The following is an 18,379-nucleotide window of genomic DNA, read 5'->3' as shown; positions in this document are numbered from 1 at the left end:
GATGCCCCAAGGCCACCAAGGGGTCGGCCATCGGCCAGTCCGGTTCGAGTGGCGGTTTGACCTGCCGCGACTTTGGTAGCACCACATACTCGTCCGTTCGCAGCAAGTGATACCCAAGCTCTTCGGCTAGGGCCGCCATATAACCCGCCGCGCTGGACGCCTAGCGCCGACGTTGGTGACGAAAAACCCGAGCTTCGCCGGCATCTCCTACTGACCGAGCACGATCACGTGGCTCACGATGTGATGCGTTTCCGCATGGCCTCGCGCGCCTGGCGCGGGCGAATCCTGGGATGTTTCATCGAACGCGCGCGCCTCCAGCTCGAGCTGCTCGACCGACGGCGAAGAAACTACAGCACGCTCCCTTCCAAGGCCGCACAGACGCCAGACGTCATTGACGTCTACCATTTTGCATTACGTAGTGGCCGAAAATACCCACTGTCGCGTGGGCAGCTGGCGTCACCCCGGCGTCATGGGACCCGGGTGAGTCTGAGCTGCTGTAATACGTGCCGTGTCGGCGCCAGCTCCTGGCGTGACGCAGGGTGTGCCGGTCAGGCGACGGCAAGGAAGAGAGCGACTTTCATGTCCGGGTTGAGGCGTTCCAGTTCGCGGATCTTGTTGCGGGTCTGTCAGACGCCCTCTATGTGCGGGACACCACCTGGCGTGAGGACGACCAGCAGGCCCATACCGGAAGCGGCCCGCAGGTCATGGCCTCGATCAGGAATCTCGCGATGGGCTGTTCCGTCTGAACGGCATACACGAGATCAAGCCGGCTACGAGGTGGATCTGCCGTTACCGGACTCGAGCGCTTCCCCTGCTGACAACCTAAAGCAACATCATCGATCCGATCAGTGAACATGAATCAACCCTGCCTGACCACCACCCGCCCAGCAAGATCACGAACTGGAAACGAAAATCACCGTACGTCCGCTGCGAAAGATCGGGGCTAGGAGTTCTGCCATCTCAACAGCTGCCTCTCCACTACCGCGAAAACAGCACTGATGACCACTGCGACCACCATGATGACGAAGAGGATCGCGAAGACCGTGTTGATCCGGTAGGAGGTCGAGTACAGGACGATGTCCTGCCCGATCCCCCGCACCGCCGCGATCATCTCCGACGCGACGACGCCCAGGACCGAGTAGGTGTACGCGAGCCGGAGACCGGCGAACATTGTCGGCACGACCGCGGGCAGGACGACCTTGCCCAGCAGGGACGGCCCCCGCAGCCCGACGACCCGCGCCATCACGAGCACGTCCCTGTCGACGGAGCGGACGGCCCCCCGCGAGTTCTCGGCCAGGACGAAGAAGACGATGCTGATGCCGAGCACGATTTTGGCGGTGCTCGTCAGGCCGAACCACGCGATAAAGACGGGCGCTAGGGCGATGCGCGGGATGCTGTTGAGCGGGACCAGGAACGGCCCCAGCACGGTGTCGAGCGGGCTGAACAGCCCCATCAGGAGCCCGACGACAGTGCCGAGGATCGAGCCGACGACGAAGGTGATGATGACGGCCTGGGCAGTCGAGGCCAGGGAGTGCCAGGCACGCTCGGTGGCGAGGTACTCGCCCAGCGCGGTCCACACACCCGACGGGCTTCCGAACAGCAGCGGATCGAGGACGCCGCTGCGTGAACCGAACTCCCACAGTGCCAGGAAGAGCGCGACGATGCCCGCCTGGATCAGGTACGTCGTGGCACGTCGCAAGCGCGGTGAGGAGGCCGGCGTCACCCGTCCGGTGCCCTTGGCGCGGACGCCGGCTCGCTCGGTCGTCTCCGGTGCGGGTGCCAAAGTCGGTTCGGTCATCAGCTGATCGCCCCCTCGAGCCGGTCGAAGAGCTCGCGCGCGACTTGCCGGAACTGCTCGGTGAACATCAGGTCGGACAGGCTCTCCGCCCTGGGCCGCGGGAGGTCGATGACCCGGTCCTCCGCGATGCGGCCCGGGTGTGGCAGCATGACCACCACGCGGTCCGCCAGCAGCACCGCCTCGTTCAGGTCGTGGGTCACGAACAGCACGGTCTTGCGAGTGCCGCCGGTCCCACTGGCCTCCCAGATCCGGAGGAACTCGGCCTGCATCGTCAGCTTGGTCCGGGCGTCGAGGGCCGCGAAGGGCTCGTCCATCAGCAGCAGGCTCGGGTCGGCCGACAGGGTGCGGGCTAGCGCCACCCGCTGCCGCATTCCCTGGGATAACTGGAGCGGGTACTGGCGTTCGCGCCCCTCTAACCCGACCATCTTGAGGATCTCGGCCGCCCGCTCGTGGCGGTCCCGCTTGTTCCAGTGCCGGACCTCCAGCGGCAGGGCGACGTTCGCGAGGGCTCGCCGCCACGGGAGCAGAGCATCCCTGGCGAACATGTACCCGATATCTGCGTTGGGAAGGCGGGGCGCCCGGTCCATCACGGTGACAGCCCCGTCGGTCGGCTGGATCAGTCCCGCGACCATATTCAACAGCGTTGTCTTGCCACACCCGCTGGCGCCCACCAGTGCCACGAACTCACCGGCCGGGATTTCCAGGTCCACGTTGTCCAGCGCCAGGATCTCGGTCGCAGCCGCGCCGCGTCGGCCGCTGGCGGTGAAGCGGTGTGTGACACCGCGGAACTCGATCAGGCCGCTCTTCTGGGACGAGACCCTGTCGGCTCCACCCCGGGGGCGTGTCGACGGCATATCGGACGGGGCGGAAGGCTGGTCATAGGGCGGGGCAGGCTGTGGAGAGATCACGTCCCCGACATCCCCTTCTCGAACGACTCGGCCGCCTTCGTCAGTCGATGGAACTCCTGCGGCACGTCCGCGTCGTCGAGGATCCATAGGTGGGAGTCGCCGGAGTTGCCGCTGAGGTGGAACTCCTCGCCGATGAGCTCGCCGGCCTCGTTGAACGGCCACAGAATGCAGTTGCGGTACCGCTTGAGGTAGACCTTCGACGGGTCGGCGTCCGGCACGCCCCGGTCCCTGACGTTCTGTCCAGGAAGAACGGCGGACATGTAGCCGTCGGTGACGATGGTCCGGTCATCGACCACGATCGTCTCGATGTCGTACTGCAGTACGAGGCCTCGCGCGCGCAGGTGTCCGGCGTACCACTCCCGCACGGCCTCGCGGCCCTTGGGGCCGACATCGACGCCGTCGCGCCACACCCGGTACTGCGGCTCGGGGACCGGGTAGGCGTTCATCAGCTGGTCGAGATCGAACTCCACCTCGCCCTCGAGGTGCTCGAGCACCTGCCCGAGCATCCGCTTGTGGCGCATGTTCCGTGTGGCCTCGTAACGATCCCGAACTCTCCTCACCATCAGGCTTGGGTCGAAGGTGAAGCCTTGGGCCCTGATGACCGGCATGTCCACCCCTTCATGGTATGCGAAGTTGTATGCTATCTTGCGCGCCATATGGTGGTCAATGCACTGGAGGTCTCGTGAGCGGGTACCGGATGAAAGCGACTCTCGTCTTATCGCTGTTCGCGATACTCGGCTTGGCGGCCTGCGGTGGCGGCGCCGCGGGGTCGGACGGTCCGTCCGACCGAGACCACCTGGAGGTCATGCTGCTACCGGGGTCGAACCTGATCCCGGTGGTCACGGCCCAGGAGCAGGGCTTCTTCGACGCCGCCGGGCTCAAGGTCAGCGTCGTCGACCAGCCGGCTCAGCTGGGCTCGGTGCAGGCGCTGACCGCCACGGGTGCCGAGCTCACCCAGATCTCGACGGCCAGTCTGATCGAGTCGTGGCAGGCGGGAGCGTCGCTGACCGCCGTGTGCGGCGGCCAGCAGACCCAGCTCATGACCCTCCTGGCGGCGAAAGACAGCGCTCTGCCTTCGATGGACAGCGGCGCCTCCCCGGCGGAGGTGCTCCGGAACCTGGACGGTGCGGTGATCGGTTTTCCCACACCGGAGGGCACGGGGTTCCAGAAGCAGTTCGCCGCGGCTCTCGCGAACGCCGGGGTCCGCAACGTCACCTACGTCAACGTGGGGGTGGCTGCGCCCCAGGTATACGCCGCCCTGACGAACGGGGCCGTCGATGTGGCGGCGTCCTTCCCGACCGCGGCGCAGTTCATCCTGGACTCGGGCAAGGGCAAGAAGCTCCTGCTCATGCCGGACGGAAGTCCGCTGTACCGGGATGCCTACTTCACCGTCTGGGCCGGCCTGCCGGGGTGGGTCGAGGACAACCCGGAGGCCGCGAGGAAGTTCTGCACCGCGATCGACCAGGCGTTGACCTTCCTCCACGAGGATGCGAACGACGCCGTCACCACGGCGAGAATCACGAAAACCCTGCGCGTCAGTCCCGCGGTGGCATCGCGCGCGTTGGCGGACGGCGTCTGGGACACGTACTCCGTGAAATTCACTAAGGAGCAGTTCGACTCGACCCTGGACATCCTCCTAGAGGCGGGGGTCGTTGCCGATGAGAAGGTCCCGGCCTACACCGACCTCGTCCGGCCCGCCCTTCCGTAGTCGGACATGTCCCGCTCCGGGCCCAGAGGAAGAACGCCCCGCCACGGCGACTGGCTCCCGGGTGGTCGCATCACCCGAGGCTGCCGGGGAGATGGCAACCGGCTACCGCCGGTCCGAGGCCTCCCGGCACCGAACTGTCCCACGCCCATCTCGTCCCGACCACCGGCGGTATCGCGGCAACTCATCCTGCCGGGACGCCGACCTGGTCGGAAGTCTCCCGACCGATGGGTCGGACAGGTCGACCCGCGCGTTCATCGACCACTTCAGGCGACCCGAGGAGATCATCATGGGAAAGTACGACGGCAAGGTCGCCTTCATCTCTGGTGCCGCCCGCGGACAGGGGCGCAGCCACGCGGTCGCCCTGGCCAGGGAAGGCGCCGACATCATCGCGATCGACGTCTGTGCGGACCTGCCCTCGGTTCCCTATCCGCTCGCCACCGAGGCGGACCTCCAGGAGACAGTCGGCCTGGTCGAGTGGCTCGATCGGCGGATCATCGCGACCAAGGTCGATGTCCGTGACCGGGCAGGCGTGCGGGCCGCCATGGACGCAGGGGTGGCCGAGCTCGGGCGCCTCGACATCGTCCTCGCCAACGCCGGTGTCATGACCCCGTGCGCGGCGGAGGACATCAGCGAGGAGGCCTGGAACGAGGTCATCGAGACAGACCTGGGCGGCGTCTTCTTCACCGCCCAGGCCGCCATCCCGCACCTCAAGCGAAACGAGAACGGCGGGTCGATCGTCCTGACCAGCTCCACCGCCGGTGAGATCGGGATACCCCACCTCGCGCACTACGTGGCGGCCAAACACGGCGTCATCGGACTCACCAAGGCCCTCGCAAACGAGCTGGGAGCGTTCAACATCAGGGTCAACGCCGTCCTCCCCACCAGCGCGAGGACCGGGATGATCGAGAACCGGGCGACCGTCGATCTCTTCGACCCCGCGGGCGAGACCGACGGCACCCTCGAGGGCGTGCGGGACTCCTTCGCCGCCGTGCAGATCTTGCCGTTCCCTTGGCTGGAGGCGCAGGACGTCACCGATCTGGTCATGTTCCTGGTGTCGGACGAGGCCAGGCGCATCACCGGCAGCTCGATGCGCATCGACGGCGGGGCCGTCACCAAAGTCTGACCCGGGCGGTCAGAGCTGCCTGCGGGCTCCGATGTCGACGACATCGGAGCCCGCATCGTCGGTGGCCGGTGTCCCTTCTGCCGTCACCGAGGACGCAGGATGGGCCGCAGGGTGTCGAGCACCGAGGCGTCGTCGATGGTGGAGGGGACCGGCTCCTCGAGGCCGTCGGCGATGCCGCGCATGGTCTTGCGCAGGATCTTCCCGGAGCGGGTCTTGGGCAGCGCCGGGACGATCGCGATCTCCTTGAGCGAGGCCACGGCACCGACCTGGTCGCGGACGAGCTGGACGAGCTCGGCGCGGAGCTTGTCTTCGTAGCCCTCCGCCGCGGCGTCGATACCAGCCTTGAGGACGACGAACCCGCGCGGGATCTGGCCCTTCATTTGGTCGGCGACCCCGATGACTGCGCATTCGGCGACGTCGGGATGGGAGGCGAGGACCTCCTCCATCCCGCCGGTGGACAGGCGGTGCCCGGCCACGTTGATGACGTCGTCGGTGCGGCCCATCACGAAAACGTAGCCGTCGGAGTCGATCCGGCCCCCGTCGCCGGTGAGGTAGTAGCCGTCGAAGGCCGACATGTAGGACGTGACGAAGCGTTCGTCGTCGTTCCAGAGAGTCGGGAACGTACCCGGGGGTAGCGGCAGCTTGGCCACGATCGCGCCGTCCTCGCCGGCCGGGGCCGGCTTGCCGTCGGTGTCGAGGATCTGGACGTCCCAGCCGGGCAGGGGTCTGGTAGGTGAGCCGGGCTTGATCGGCAGCAGCTCGATGCCGGCGGGGTTGGCGACGATCGGCCAGCCCGTCTCGGTCTGCCACCAGTGGTCGATGACCGGGATGCCGAGCAGTTCGGAGGCCCAGCGGTAGGTCTCGGGGTCGAGGCGTTCGCCGGCGAGGAAGAGATATTTCAGCCCGGACAGGTCGTACTTGTGCGCGTACTCGCCGTTCGGGTCCTCCTTCTTCAGGGCCCGGAACGCCGTCGGCGCGGTGAACATGCTACGTACGCCGTACTCGGACATGGTCCGCCAGAACTGGCCGGCGTCTGGCGTGCCGACCGGCTTGCCCTCGTAGAGGACCGTGGTCGCCCCGGCTAGCAGCGGGGCGTAGACGATGTAGGAGTGCCCGACGACCCAGCCGACGTCGGACGCGGTGAAGATCGTCTGGCCGGGGCCGACGTCGTAGACGTTGGGCATCGACCAGGCCAGTGCGGTGGCGTAGCCGCCACTGTCGCGGACCACGCCCTTGGGCTTGCCCGTGGTGCCGGAGGTGTAGAGCACGTAGAGCGGGTCGGTCGATTTTACCGGCACCGGGTCAGCGGGGGTCGTCGACGCGGCGGCCTCGGCCCAGTCGATGTCGTTCGGGCCCATCGCGGCCTCGGCCTGCGGGCGCTGCAGGATGACCTGCTTCTCCGGCTTGTTCGCCGACAGCTCGATCGCCTTGTCCAGCAGCGGCTTGTACTCGATGACCCGCTTGCCCTCGATCCCGCACGAGGCGGAGACAACGACCTTGGGGGCGGCGTCGTCGATGCGGACCGCAAGCTCCTTCGGGGCGAATCCGCCGAACACCACCGAGTGCACCGCGCCGAGCCGCGCGCAGGCGAGCATCGCGATCGCGGCCTCGGGGACCATAGGCATGTAGATCACCACGCGGTCCCCGGGCCCGACGCCCAGGTCGCGCAGCACCCCGGCGAACGTCGCGACCTCGTCGCGCAGCTGCGTGTAGGTGTAGGTGCGCTTGGTGTCGGTGACCGGCGAGTCGTAGATCAGCGCGGCCTGGTCGCCGCGGCCGGCCTCGACGTGCCGGTCCAGCGCGTTGTGCGCGACGTTGATCTCCCCGTCGGGGAACCAGCGGTAGAACGGCGGGTTCGAGTCGTCGAGGGCCTGGGTGGGCGCCTTGTGCCAGTCGAGCGCCCCCGCGGCCTTCAGCCAGAACCCCTCCCGGTCCTCCACGCTGGCCCGGAAAACGTCCTCGTACCTACCCATGCGGGCCTCCTTGCGATGACGACTGCGTACTTGCGGTACACCACATCCGAGCCACCGGTGACGGTGACGATCATCGCTGAGGTGGTGCGCACGGCACTGTTTCAGGAAGGCACGGTGCCCGCCGTCAGGGGCTCTGGGCGAACCGCAGGACGGGGAGCTTCCCCTGCTTCTCGAACCGGGCCACGACGCGCTGGCCGATGTCGGCCTCGGTCGCCGGCGTGCCGTCGGACGTCACCAGGTTGGTCAGCACACGGGGACCCTCGTCGAGCTGGACGTAGGCGAGGACGTACGGGGCCGTTGTGGCGAAGGCCCCCTCGCCCCGGTGTACGACCGTGTAGCTGTACACCTCCGCACCGCCGTCGGCGGGCTCCCATCGGACGCCGGCGGACGCGTGTCGGGGGCAGAAGGGCCGGGGCGGCCACAGCGCGGCACCGTCCTCGGCGCAGCGGCTCAGGACCAGCCGTCCCTCGGCGGCCGCCTCCCAGTACGGCTCGATGCCGGGCTCGACGAGCGGCTCCACGTCGGGGAAGCTCCGTTCGGCGCTGGTCATGCGTCCTCCTGCCCCAGGATCAACGTCGTGCTGCCCATCCGAGTGCCGAGCCATCCACCAGTCCCGTGCACCAGAGCTATGTCGCAGTTCGGGACCTGTACCGCCGCAGCCGCCTCCCCGCGCAGCTGACGCACGGCCTCGATCATGCGAATCATCCCCCCGCGGTTGGCCGGATGGTTGTTGCACAGCGACCCGCCGTCGGTGTTGAACGGCAGTCGGCCTGTCGCATGCAACGTGCCGTCCGACACGAACCGCCCGCCCTCGCCCTTGGCGCAGAAGCCGAGATCCTCCAGTGTGATGACCACGGTGATGGTGAACGAGTCGTAGATCGAGACGTAGTCAATGTCGGCGTGTGACACGCCGGCCTCGGCGAACGCACGCGGTCCCGACCACACCGCCCCCGTGTAGGTCAGGTCGATGCCGCCCAGATCGGTGTGCTTGGCGGCCTCTCCGGCCCCCAGCACCTTCACTGTCCGGCGCTCCAGGGACCGCGCCACCTCCGGTGACACCACGACCAGCGCTCCACCGCCGTCAGTGACTACACAGCAGTCCATCCGGTGCAGCGGAGCTGCGATCAGCGGCGAGCTCAGGACCTCCTCCACCGTGACCGGCTTCTGGAGGAAGGCGTTCGGGTTGTGCTGGGCGTGCGCGGCGGCAGCGACCTTCACCTCGGCCAACTGCGCGGACGTGGTGCCGAACTCGTGCATGTGCCGTTGCGCCGCGAGGGCGTATGACGACGGGTTACTGTGCCCGTACGGCATCTCGAATAGGTGCGCCGGCCCGGCCGAGGGCGGTACGCGCCGGCCCGCTGACCGCGGCCGACCGCCCATGGTGATCAACGCGACTGAGCACTTGCCCGCCGCGATCGCCTGCGCGGCGTGGCTCACCTCGGCCACGTAGGTGGAGCCACCGAGATCGGTCGAGTCGATGTGTCGTGCCGCGAGACCGAGGTGGTCGGCCATCGCGATCGGTCCGCCCGGCGCGTCTCCAGAGCAGAAGTAGCCGTCGACGTCCGTCAGGTCCAAGCCCGCGTCCGCGAGAGCGCCGACCGCGGACTCGACGTGGATCTGCGCCGTCGAGGTGTCCGGTAGCACGCGGCCGGGATGCTCATAGGCACCTGCGACGAACGCTGCCCCCCTGATGCTCATATCCGTGGCCCGCCGGCGACGTAGATGACCTGTCCGTTGATGAAGCCGGCATCCTCACTGGCCAGCAGCGCGATCGCGTTCGCTATGTCGATCGGTTGGGCGACGCGGCGCATGGGATTCCGCTTCGCCGCCGCCTCCTTGTACGTCTCGAAGTCGATGCCCTGCCGAGCGGCCGTCTGCCTGATCATCAGAGTCTCCACGAAACCGGGCGCTACGGCGTTGACCGTGATGTTGAACTGGCCCAGTTCGAGTGCGTGTGTCTTGGTCATGCCCTGCAGACCGGCCTTCGCCGCCGAGTAGTTGGTCTGCCCCCGGTTACCCAACGCCGCCACGCTCGACAGGTTCACGATGCGGCCCCACCGCTGCTCCACCATCGACGCCTGCGCCACCCGGGTGAACAGGAACGTCCCCCTCAGGTGGGTGTCGATCACAGTGGTCCAGTCGTCGAGCGACATCTTGAAGAGCAGGTTGTCCCGCAGCACGCCGGCGTTGTTCACAAGGACCCCGACCGGGCCGAGCTCCGCCACGGTCCGCTCGACGGCGGCCGCGACCTGGTCCTCCTGGGACACGTCGCATGTCACTGCCACCGCGACGCCGCCGGCCTCGACGATCTCCGCGGCGATCGACTTGGCGTTGGCCTCGACCAGGTCGACCACCGCGACCGCAGCGCCCGCGCCGGCCAGCCGATGCGCGGTCGCGGCCCCGATGCCCTGTCCTCCTCCGGTGACGATCGCAACCCGGTCTGTCAGGTTCACCATGTGGTCGTTCCTCTCTCTCGGAGCGGCCCCGCAAAGCGGCGGCCAGGCAACAACGCCATATCCGCCGCACAAGCATGCCATACTGCATGCCAAGCGGCACCTAGCCTACGCAGTAACATCCGACGAGGAGGAGCAACGTGGACCTTCGTTATTCCGCCGCCGAGCAGGCCTACCGCGACGAGGTCCGGTCGACGCTGCGCTCCCTGTTGCCCGCGGACTGGGCGGGCTACGGCGCGCTCAGTACGGAGGAACGCGCCCGATTCGGCCCGTGGTGGCGGGAACGGCTGCTGGAGAACGGCATGCTCGCGGCGGGCTGGCCCGCCGAGTACGGCGGCGGTGGGCTGACCATCGTCGAGCAGTCGATCGTCGCGGAGGAGCTGGCAGAGGTCGGCGCACCCCAGTACCCGACGCCGAACGACACCTTCGGCCTCCAGCTGCTGGGCCCCACGGTGATGCACCACGGCTCCCCGGAACAGCGCGACTACTTCCTATCCCGGACCCTCTCCGGTGAGATCCGCTGGGCCCAGGGCTACTCCGAGCCCGAGGCCGGGTCCGACCTGTTCAATGTGCGGACCGTCGCGCACCGCTCCGGCGACTCCTGGATCGTCAACGGGCAGAAGGTCTGGCAGAGCGCCGGCACTACCGCGAACTGGATCTTCACCGTTGTACGGACGGATCCGGAGGTCAAGGGCGCCAAGGGGCTGAGCTTCCTGCTCATCCCGATCGACCAGCGCGGCGTGACCGTCCGGGGCATCCAGAACATGGCCGGGGAGACCGAACTCGCCGAGGTGTTCTTCGACGACGCCGTGGCCTCCGCCGAGCACGTCGTCGGCGGGGTCGGACAGGGCGCAACGGTGGCCATGGCGCTACTCGGGTTCGAGCGCGGCGCAGGCGGCTTGGCCTCGGCCGTCTCGTCCCGAATCGAGCTGGAGCGCCTGGCGAAGCTGATCGTCGAGAGCGGACGGGCCGACGACACGTCGGTGACCCGGCGTCTCGCCCGATGCCGGGCCGACGTGCACGCGATCCGCTGCCTGGCCCTACGCACGCTGGCCGCCGTCTCCTCAGGGACGCTCCCCGGAGCCGAGTCGTCGGTGACCAAGTGGTTCGTCTCCCGATACCGCCACCGCGTCACCGAACTCGCCATGGACGTGCTCGGGTCGGACGGTGTCGCTCTGGTGGGGCCCGGCACCGTCGCCGCGCTCGGCCCGCAGCCGAAGGGGATCGACCCCACCTCGCGCGCGGCCTGGATCCAGGACGCCCTGCACGCCCGGCCGATCACCGTCTACGGTGGCTCACTACAGATCCAGCGCAACACCATCGGTGAGCGGCTGCTCGGCCTGCCCCGTGAGCAGCGCCCGACCACGGCTGCCCGGTAGGAGACCGACATGCGCTTCGAACTCGACGTCGACCAGGCCGACCTCGCCGCCATGGCCCGACGGTTCTTCACCGACGTGCTCGCGGACGACCGCGCGGCGATCCTGGCCGGACGCCCCGGTCAGGACCCCAAGGTCTGGGCCCGGCTGGCCACCGAGGCAGGCTTCCCCGCCATCGCGGTGCCGGCCGAGCAGGATGGCGCGGACGGGACGTGGCTGGATCTCGCGGTCGTCCTGGAAGCCGCCGGGCGGGCGGTGTCCTCCCAGCCGCTGCTCGCAACCGCGGGCGCAGCGGTGGCCGTGCTGCGCGCCGGCGGGCCGGGCGCCCACCCCGTGCTGACCGAGATCGCCGCCGGCGAATGTACAGCCACGTGGGTGGACGCCGCGCAGCCCGCGAACGGGCTCACCGCCAACGCCCGGGACGGGGGCTGGTCCGTGACCGGCGAGCGGGCGCACGTGTTGCACGGGGACTCGGTCGACCTGCTCCTCGTGGCCGCGAGGACGGCGGATGGTCTCGGCCTCTTCAAGGTCGAGCGGGGGAGTGCCTCGGTGACGGCCGAGACGCCACTGGACCCGGCCCGCTCGCTCGGGACGGTGGTCCTGGACGGGACGCCGGCCACCCCGGTGGCCACCGATCTCGACGAGGCCGCGCTCGCCCGCGCCCAGGCGATCACCCGCATCCTGCTCGCCGCCGAGCAGGTCGGCGTCGGCCAGGGCGTCCTGGACCTCGCCGTCGAACACGCGCTCACCCGGCAGCAGTTCGGCCGGCCCATCGGCGGCTTCCAGGCGGTCAAGCACCTGCTGGCCGACGCCTACGCCGAGGTGGACTCCGCCCGGGTCGTCGCCCGCTACGCGGCCTGGGCGGTCTCGACCCCCGCCACTCCTGTCGACGGGGTCGAGGACCCGGTGGAGCTCGCCGCGCTCACCTCCGCCCACGTTTCCCCGGCGGTCGAACGCGCCGCTGCCGCCGCGCTCCAGGTCCTGGGCGGGGTCGGGTACGCGTGGGAGCACCCTGCCCACCTCTACTACAAGCGGGCGCTGTCCTCCGCGCGGCTACTCGGGCCCGCCGACGAGCACCTCGACCGGCTTGCCGCGGGTCTCGGACTGGGACCGGCGCGACGGTGAGCGACAGACCTGCGCTGCGGTCCTCGGTGCGGTTGCATCACGGCCCGGGCAGCGCCGCGCGGCTCGCCGACGAGCTCAGCCGGCTCGGCTCGCGCCGCCCCGCCCTCCTCGCCCCTCGGTCGGTCTCGAACGACCCAGGCATGCGCGCCCTCCTCGACACCGCCGCCGGGCGTCTGTACGCGATCGTCGAGTCCTCGCTCGCGCAGCACAGCCCGATCGACGGCGTCCTCGCGGTCGCGGAGCGTCTCCGCGCGGTGGGTGCCGACGCGATCGTGGTCGCCGGCGGCGGTTCCGCCATCGTGACCGCACGGGCGACCGCGATCGTGCTCGCCGACGGACCCGAGTTCCGCAGGCCGGGAACGGCCCCGCGGCTGCCGATCGTGGTCCTGCCCACCACCCCGACAACCGCGTCCGTGAAGGCAGGCACCGCGGTGACCGAGCACGGCCGGATGCGTCGGCGGGCGATGCTGGACCCGGCCACCCGGGCCACCGCCCTGATCGTCGATCCGCGCATGCTCGCCTCGACCCCGCCCGCCCTAGTCCGCGACGCCGGACTGACCACGCTGGTCATGGCTGTCGAGGGTCTCACCACTCGACGCCGCGACGCCGCGGCTGAGCGCTCGCTGGGTCGTGCCGTCCTGGCGCTGCCGGAGCTGCTCCGTCGCGCGGCGGCCGAGCCCGCCGACGTGGGCGTGCGGACCTGGCTCGTGCTGGTCGCCGCCGTCGTCGGCGATGCCACGGACGCCACCGGTGGTGCCTTGACCGCCGCGATCGCGCACACCGTCGGACATGTGACCGGGGGGCACAACGGACCCGTCGACGCCGTGGTCCTCCCGCACGCCCTGCAGCTCTCCGTCCAGCGCGACCCAGCCAGTCTCGATCGCCTCGCTGCCGTCCTCGGTTGCGCGCCGGCTGCCGTGCCCCTGGTCTGCACCCGGCTCCTCGAGGGCATCGTGCCGGTCGACGGCCTCGCCGAGATGGGGGTGTCCCGCGAGGACATCCCCGCGTTCGCCGCCACGGCGCTGAAGGACCCCGCGGCACGCGGCACGACCTTCCAGCCTGCGGTCGAGGACCTGGAGGATGTCCTGCTCGCGGCGTTCGCAGGGCCGGTCGACGTGCACCGCTGAGGGGCGAGGCTTGACACCACCGCGGCCCCCGGGACGGTGAGCAACCGCCCGACCGCCCGGAGGAGGGCGGTCGCTCAGCCGTCGAAGGTCAGCCGTCCCCTGTCGAGAACCGTCCGCCCGTCAGCGTCCTTAGTGCGGAACAGAACATCCGAGCCGCGCCGCCACAACTCGGTGCTCAGCAGCGTCCCCGGCATCACCGGTCGACTGAACCGCGCGTACATGCCGCGAACCCGGGAAACGTCCCCACCATGTTCCGATGCGACCAGCGCCCGGTGGACCATGCCATACGTACAGAGCCCGTGCAGGATGGGACGGGGGAAGCCCGCTCGAGCGGCGAAGGCCGGGTCCGAGTGGAGCGGGTTGCGATCGCCGCTGAGGCGGTACAGCAGCGCCTGATCCGGCCGCGTCGCGGTCTCCACTACGTGGTCGGGTTCGGTCTCGGGTTCCACCCAACCGTCCGGCGGCGCGCTGTCACCGCCGAAACCGCCCTCGCCCCGGATGAAGTAGCCGAGCCTGCTCGTCCACATCGGCCTGCCCGTCCCCGGCTCGCATGCCTGGGCTGAGACGACCAAGAGCGCACCGCTCCGCTTGTCGTAGATGCCGTCCAGACGAGCGTGCACGACGGCCGATCCCGAGGGCTCGACGCGGGTGTGTACCTCCAGGCTCTGGTCGGCGTGCACCAGCTTCGTGCGGTCGAAGTCGCCGACCGGCAGGCGACGCAGCAGCCTGCTCTGGACCAGCGGGATGCCGAAGGTCGGCAGCGCCCGCAGCGCGACCCCGGCGGTGTTCTCCGTGGTGAGATCCAGCTCCGCGAGGGGGTCGGACTGACCGGCGCCGACCCCCAAGGCGTAACGGATCGTGTCATCCTCCGTCCAGTCGACGGTGAACGGCTCGGCGCTGGCGCCGACGGCATCGAGATTGAGGGCCACTGCCATCCCCCGCTGAACCTTCCGACCGACTCTCGCGCGCCATCACGTCCTATCGCAGCACGCCGTCGGCACGCAGTTCCCCAATCTCGTGCTGCGTCAGTGCCAGCAGGCGCTGCAGGACGTCGTCGGTGTCCGCCCCGAGGAGCGGGGCCGGCTGGGCCCGCCCCACCCCGCGGCCGCCGAACTTCCACGGTACGACGAAGACATCGACGTCCCCGAGGTACTTGTGCGACACACGCACCGTCAGCTCCCGCTCCTTCGCCCACGCGGCACCGGTCAGTTCCTCGAAGCTCGCCACCGGCGCCGCCGGCAGACCGGCGGAGAGCAGGCGGTCCACTAGATCATCCCGCTCCTGCCCGGCGGTCCACGCCGCGACGGCGGCCTCGAGCTGCGACCGTCCGCGGATCCGCTCCTTCGGGCTCGACCAGCGGGGGGCCGAGGCGAACGGCGCGCCCGAGGCCACCGACGCAAAGGCGGACCAGCCCTCGTCCCGCACGCTGAGCGCGATCCACCGGTCCACCCCACGGCACGGGAAGTGGCCGTGCGGGGCAATGCGAGGGTGCGAGTTCGCGGCGACGGGGACGACGGGCTCCATCTGGCTCTGGATGGTGGGCGCCGGCAGGGCGCAGAGCAGCGCCTCGATCTGCGACAGGTCGATCCACGCCCCGCTGCCCGTCCGCCGCCGCCGGATCAGGGCACCGAGCAGCACCGTGAGGGCGTGCCCGGCGGCATTCGGGTCGCCGAGGGCGGGCGAAAGGCTGCCGACGATATGGGCCTCGTCGTATCCGATCAGGGATTCCAGGCCGGACATCGCGGCCATGATCCCGGCGTAGCCCTTCATGGTCCGCAGCGGGCCCTCCTGGCCGGCCATGGACATGGACAGCATCACGATCGACGGGTTCCGCCCCGCGAAATCGGCGTAGGACAGGCCCACCCGCTGGAGCGCGCCCGGCCTCATGTTCTCCACCACCACGTCGCACTTCTCCGCCAGGTCCAGCAGGAGGACGCGCGCACGCGGATGCTTCATGTCGAGCGTGATGCTCCGCTTGCCGTGGTTCATCTGGTTGAAGTACGGCGTGGCCTCGTGCTCGGGGCCCTCGACCTCGACGCCCCCGCGCCGAGCCTTGCCGCGCAGCCGCCCGGTGTCGAGATGACCCTCGTGCTCCACCTTGATCACCTCGGCGCCGAGGTCGCTCAGGATCGACGTGGTGAGCGGGCCGGACCAGACCCAGCTCAGGTCCAGCACCCGCAGCCCCTCGAGCAGCCGGGCCGGCTCGGTCCCCGAGGACCCGACGGGCCACGAACGGACCTCCGGCTGATCGTCTCCGATCTCGCACAGGTGCCACGGGACGGTCGCGACCTTGATGGGCCGCGGCGCCTTCGGCAGCTCACCGAGGAAGCCGCGCTCCGCGAACTGTGGCTCCTCGAGCGCCTCACCCATCGAGCGGATCGGTGCGACCGCCAGCCCGTGGTCTCGGCCGATCGCCATCAGCTGCTCGATGGTCCGCTCCCGCACCCAGGGCACCAGGTGGCTGTCGGCCTCGTCCGCGTGGAGTCGGGCGACGAGCCGCGGATCGTCGAACCGGGGATCGCGGGCCCACTCCGGATCACCCATCGCGGCCAGCAACGCCTTCCACTCTCGCTGGTTCCGGCACATCAGGACGACGTGACCGTCCGCGCAGGGGAAGATGCTGGCCGGATAGACCCCCGCGGAGCCCGGCGGCCGGGCGCCGTCGCGCGTCCAGGGCCGCTCGTAGGGAAGGAAGTTCGCGGTGATCATGCCAACGTAGTAGGCCAGCACATCCCTGGTGGCGACCTCGACGGAACGGAGGTCCGGCGCCGCGGGATCGGCGAGCAACGTAGCCAGCCCGGCTGCCGCGCCATAGAGGGCGGCCTGGAAGTCCGGCAGATCGAACGGCAGGGTGAGCGGTTCCTTGTCCGCATCGCCGATGGACCAGCTTATCGCCGACCACGCCCCTGCCGACAGCGCGTCGGACGGGATTGGCCGACCATCGACCACGGCGCCTTCGATGCGGAGCACGACGGGTGGCCGCACCAAGCCGCTCGAGGGCCGGCGTCCGGCCGCCGCCTCGACCTCGGACGCCCAGCTCCGCCACTCGGCGTCGGCTGAGTCGACTTCGAGCAGCACCAGGTCCGCCCCCGACACGACCTGCTCGGGCTCCGGCCTCGGCGCGGCGCCCATGGTCTTGCCGTCGTGCAGCCACTGCTCCGTGAGGCTCGCGACGGTGCCCACGGCGGCGATGTCCAGCGCCGGCCCGTACCGGACGACCGAGGCGCCGAGCACGGAGAAGAGGCGTCCCGCGTACGCGCCCGAGACTCGGGAGGACACCTCAACCACCCGGATTCCTTCGAGCAACGGCCCGGACGGCAACGCCCGCGCCACGGCGTCAGTGCTGATATCGCTCACCCTCAGTCTCCTTATCGGTGCACCGTTACGCGACTCCACGTGACCCGCGCGCCGCAGTCCGTCCAGTTGCCTCGGGCTGGCCACCCTCAGACGCGCGGGCGTCATCTGTTCGAGCAGCTGACCGGGAAGGACTGGCACACGGCTACACAGGGGGCTCAGGAAGCCGCGCCCGTCCTGGATGCCCCTTGCATGCTCGCAGTCGTGCGTTGCTCTCCGACCATCGCACGACTGTGACAGGAATGGCAACAATTTTGCATGCAGAATAGCGCATGCGCCGATGTGGATCAGGGTTGGTGACCACGGTCCGGCCTGCCTCATCGGCTTCTCGCGGCTCGTCCGAGCTGTGCGTCGTCCGGCGATGTGACGGTGCGGAGCACCTCGGCCTTGAGGCAAGCGCGAATCGAGTAGCCTCGCAGCAGGCAGGCAGCGCTCGACTTGTCCACGGTGAAGCTGTCGTTCGGCGTGCCGATGAGTACCACCCGACGTGCACAACAGAACGCTGGATCGTGCGGCAGGGCCTGTTTTCCAGTCGACGACAGATGATGCTAGCCCAGATCTTTCACGCCTCGGCCGGCTGTGATCGCGGGCTGGCTCCCGCCCTTTGTTGATGTTGATTTTTGCCACTCGCTCCGGCTGTGGCTGTGGCGGGGTGCCCGGCTGTCGCGCGGCGTGGGCGCCCGGTTCACGTCCGGGACGGATGTTTCTCCTGGTCTCCTGGTCTGCGGGTGGGGGTCGCTGCCCCAGGGTTATCCGGGGGTGGGCAGGGCGCGCAGCGTGGTGATCGCCTGGACGGCCAGCGGTGCCCAGGGATGGTGGCAGCCAGGTGCAGCGCCCTCTGGCGGGCGAGGCGCGCGAGCCGTCCCGCCAGCCAGAACAGCCGGTGGCGCAGCCGTTTCGGTTCCCACCGGCGGGCCCGGCTGGTCGGGCAGGACGAGCATCTGGGTCCAGGTGATCAAGTCGAGGGCGAGCGCGACGAGGGCGCACCAGATCTGGTTCTGGGTGAAGTCGTGCAGCGGAAGGTTCGCTAGTCGCTGGTTGGTCAGGTTGGGGCGACCAGCGGGTGGGAGTGGCCCACGTGGTCAAGCAGTGCTGCCAGTTCCGGTGGGGGTGGGGCGGTCGACCAGCGGTGCCAGTACAGCTGGTTCGGAGGGGGGCCGTCGGAAAAGGGCCAGGTCGACTGGCACCTCGTCGGCGGCCTACCCTACGTCATGCGGGGATCTGTGGGAGCCCGGGGGTGAGATTCCCTCGGGCTACCCGACTCCGCACCGGCGAAGGCGGCATGCGGACCCGGCCCGATGCCGGCCAGCTCGATGGCGCGCAGTCCGGCCAGCGGGCCGCTGCGGCTCTCGTCTCGGGCGTTCATCTGGAGGTCCTTCCGATCGTGCGGGGGCGTCGAACAGGCCGCCGCGGGGGGGGGGCCGGGGGGGCCCC

Annotated in this window: 14 protein-coding genes and 1 pseudogene; 5 read left to right on the top strand and 10 right to left on the bottom strand. The window is 69.6% G+C overall.

What is annotated here, in order from left to right; translation table 11 throughout:
* Window positions 1-943: 943 nt before the first annotated feature.
* From AC559T_RS02265 to AC559T_RS02255, 3 genes are read right to left on the bottom strand one after another with little or no spacing between them, the layout of a single operon-like run.
* Window positions 944-1,798 (bottom strand): ABC transporter permease, encoded by an 855-nt coding sequence (locus AC559T_RS02265; RefSeq protein WP_498867582.1) that lies wholly within the window; start codon window positions 1,796-1,798, stop codon window positions 944-946.
* Complete coding sequence (locus tag AC559T_RS02260) at window positions 1,798-2,652, bottom strand: ABC transporter ATP-binding protein (RefSeq protein ID WP_498867581.1); 855 nt, start codon at window positions 2,650-2,652, stop codon at window positions 1,798-1,800. The genes AC559T_RS02265 and AC559T_RS02260 overlap by 1 nt, the downstream gene beginning before the upstream one ends.
* A gap of 50 nt (window positions 2,653-2,702) precedes the next feature.
* Window positions 2,703-3,320, bottom strand: coding sequence for a hypothetical protein (locus AC559T_RS02255; protein ID WP_498867580.1), 618 nt, complete (start codon window positions 3,318-3,320; stop codon window positions 2,703-2,705).
* Between the two features lie 68 nt (window positions 3,321-3,388).
* Between AC559T_RS02255 and AC559T_RS02250 the strand changes: the two genes are divergently transcribed.
* A complete protein-coding gene (locus AC559T_RS02250; protein WP_498867579.1) occupies window positions 3,389-4,414 on the top strand; it encodes an ABC transporter substrate-binding protein in 1,026 nt (341 codons plus the stop codon).
* A 286-nt stretch (window positions 4,415-4,700) separates the two neighbouring features.
* A complete protein-coding gene (locus tag AC559T_RS02245; protein ID WP_498867578.1) occupies window positions 4,701-5,537 on the top strand; it encodes a mycofactocin-coupled SDR family oxidoreductase in 837 nt (278 codons plus the stop codon).
* Window positions 5,538-5,620: 83 nt separating this feature from the next.
* Here AC559T_RS02245 and AC559T_RS02240 read toward each other — a convergent pair whose 3' ends face one another.
* From AC559T_RS02240 to AC559T_RS02225, 4 genes are read right to left on the bottom strand one after another with little or no spacing between them, the layout of a single operon-like run.
* Complete coding sequence (locus tag AC559T_RS02240) at window positions 5,621-7,615, bottom strand: propionyl-CoA synthetase (RefSeq protein WP_498867583.1); 1,995 nt, start codon at window positions 7,613-7,615, stop codon at window positions 5,621-5,623.
* Between the two features lie 19 nt (window positions 7,616-7,634).
* On the bottom strand, window positions 7,635-8,060 hold the full coding sequence (locus AC559T_RS02235) for a Zn-ribbon domain-containing OB-fold protein (protein ID WP_498867577.1): 426 nt from the start codon (window positions 8,058-8,060) through the stop codon (window positions 7,635-7,637).
* Window positions 8,057-9,208: a thiolase family protein gene (locus AC559T_RS02230; protein WP_498867576.1), complete on the bottom strand. Its 1,152-nt coding sequence runs from the start codon at window positions 9,206-9,208 to the stop codon at window positions 8,057-8,059. Before AC559T_RS02230 ends, AC559T_RS02235 begins: the two co-directional genes overlap by 4 nt.
* On the bottom strand, window positions 9,205-9,966 hold the full coding sequence (locus tag AC559T_RS02225) for an SDR family oxidoreductase (RefSeq protein WP_498867575.1): 762 nt from the start codon (window positions 9,964-9,966) through the stop codon (window positions 9,205-9,207). Before AC559T_RS02225 ends, AC559T_RS02230 begins: the two co-directional genes overlap by 4 nt.
* Before the next feature lie 137 nt (window positions 9,967-10,103).
* Between AC559T_RS02225 and AC559T_RS02220 the strand changes: the two genes are divergently transcribed.
* The 3 genes from AC559T_RS02220 to AC559T_RS02210 are packed head-to-tail and all read left to right on the top strand — an operon-like array spanning window position 10,104 to window position 13,591.
* Window positions 10,104-11,342: an acyl-CoA dehydrogenase family protein gene (locus tag AC559T_RS02220; protein ID WP_498867574.1), complete on the top strand. Its 1,239-nt coding sequence runs from the start codon at window positions 10,104-10,106 to the stop codon at window positions 11,340-11,342.
* 9 nt (window positions 11,343-11,351) lie between these two features.
* Window positions 11,352-12,464 (top strand): acyl-CoA dehydrogenase family protein, encoded by a 1,113-nt coding sequence (locus tag AC559T_RS02215; RefSeq protein WP_498867573.1) that lies wholly within the window; start codon window positions 11,352-11,354, stop codon window positions 12,462-12,464.
* Window positions 12,461-13,591 (top strand): iron-containing alcohol dehydrogenase, encoded by a 1,131-nt coding sequence (locus AC559T_RS02210; RefSeq protein ID WP_498867572.1) that lies wholly within the window; start codon window positions 12,461-12,463, stop codon window positions 13,589-13,591. Before AC559T_RS02215 ends, AC559T_RS02210 begins: the two co-directional genes overlap by 4 nt.
* Window positions 13,592-13,665: 74 nt before the next feature.
* Here the strand turns inward: AC559T_RS02210 and AC559T_RS02205 are convergent, their stop codons facing one another.
* From AC559T_RS02205 to AC559T_RS02195, 3 genes and pseudogenes are all read right to left on the bottom strand, one after another.
* Entirely contained in the window at window positions 13,666-14,526 is an 861-nt protein-coding gene (locus AC559T_RS02205) for a MaoC/PaaZ C-terminal domain-containing protein (RefSeq protein WP_498867571.1), read from the bottom strand.
* Between the two features lie 43 nt (window positions 14,527-14,569).
* The gene (locus AC559T_RS02200; RefSeq protein WP_498867570.1) at window positions 14,570-16,948 is read right to left on the bottom strand and encodes a CaiB/BaiF CoA-transferase family protein; all 2,379 of its coding nucleotides are present in this window, start codon (window positions 16,946-16,948) and stop codon (window positions 14,570-14,572) included.
* A 746-nt stretch (window positions 16,949-17,694) separates the two neighbouring features.
* Window positions 17,695-17,976: pseudogene (locus AC559T_RS02195) on the bottom strand (transposase); the annotation flags it as partial.
* Window positions 17,977-18,379 lie beyond the last annotated feature (403 nt).

Source organism: Frankia sp. Hr75.2 (genome assembly GCF_949319125.1).
Classification (GTDB): domain Bacteria; phylum Actinomycetota; class Actinomycetes; order Frankiales; family Frankiaceae; genus Parafrankia; species Parafrankia soli.
The sequence above is the reverse complement of the archived record's forward strand: the minus strand, read 5'-3'. Positions and strand labels throughout refer to the sequence as shown.

Excerpts from the sequence above, each read along its gene's own strand:
- AC559T_RS02225 (WP_498867575.1), bottom strand. The coding sequence starts at position 9,966 with ATGGTGAACCTGACAGACCGGGTTGCGATCGTCACCGGAGGAGGACAG.
- AC559T_RS02230 (WP_498867576.1), bottom strand. The coding sequence starts at position 9,208 with ATGAGCATCAGGGGGGCAGCGTTCGTCGCAGGTGCCTATGAGCATCCC.
- AC559T_RS02245 (WP_498867578.1), top strand. The coding sequence starts at position 4,701 with ATGGGAAAGTACGACGGCAAGGTCGCCTTCATCTCTGGTGCCGCCCGC.
- AC559T_RS02260 (WP_498867581.1), bottom strand. The coding sequence starts at position 2,652 with ATGCCGTCGACACGCCCCCGGGGTGGAGCCGACAGGGTCTCGTCCCAG.
- AC559T_RS02235 (WP_498867577.1), bottom strand. The coding sequence starts at position 8,060 with ATGACCAGCGCCGAACGGAGCTTCCCCGACGTGGAGCCGCTCGTCGAG.
- AC559T_RS02265 (WP_498867582.1), bottom strand. The coding sequence starts at position 1,798 with ATGACCGAACCGACTTTGGCACCCGCACCGGAGACGACCGAGCGAGCC.
- AC559T_RS02215 (WP_498867573.1), top strand. The coding sequence starts at position 11,352 with ATGCGCTTCGAACTCGACGTCGACCAGGCCGACCTCGCCGCCATGGCC.
- AC559T_RS02205 (WP_498867571.1), bottom strand. The coding sequence starts at position 14,526 with ATGGCAGTGGCCCTCAATCTCGATGCCGTCGGCGCCAGCGCCGAGCCG.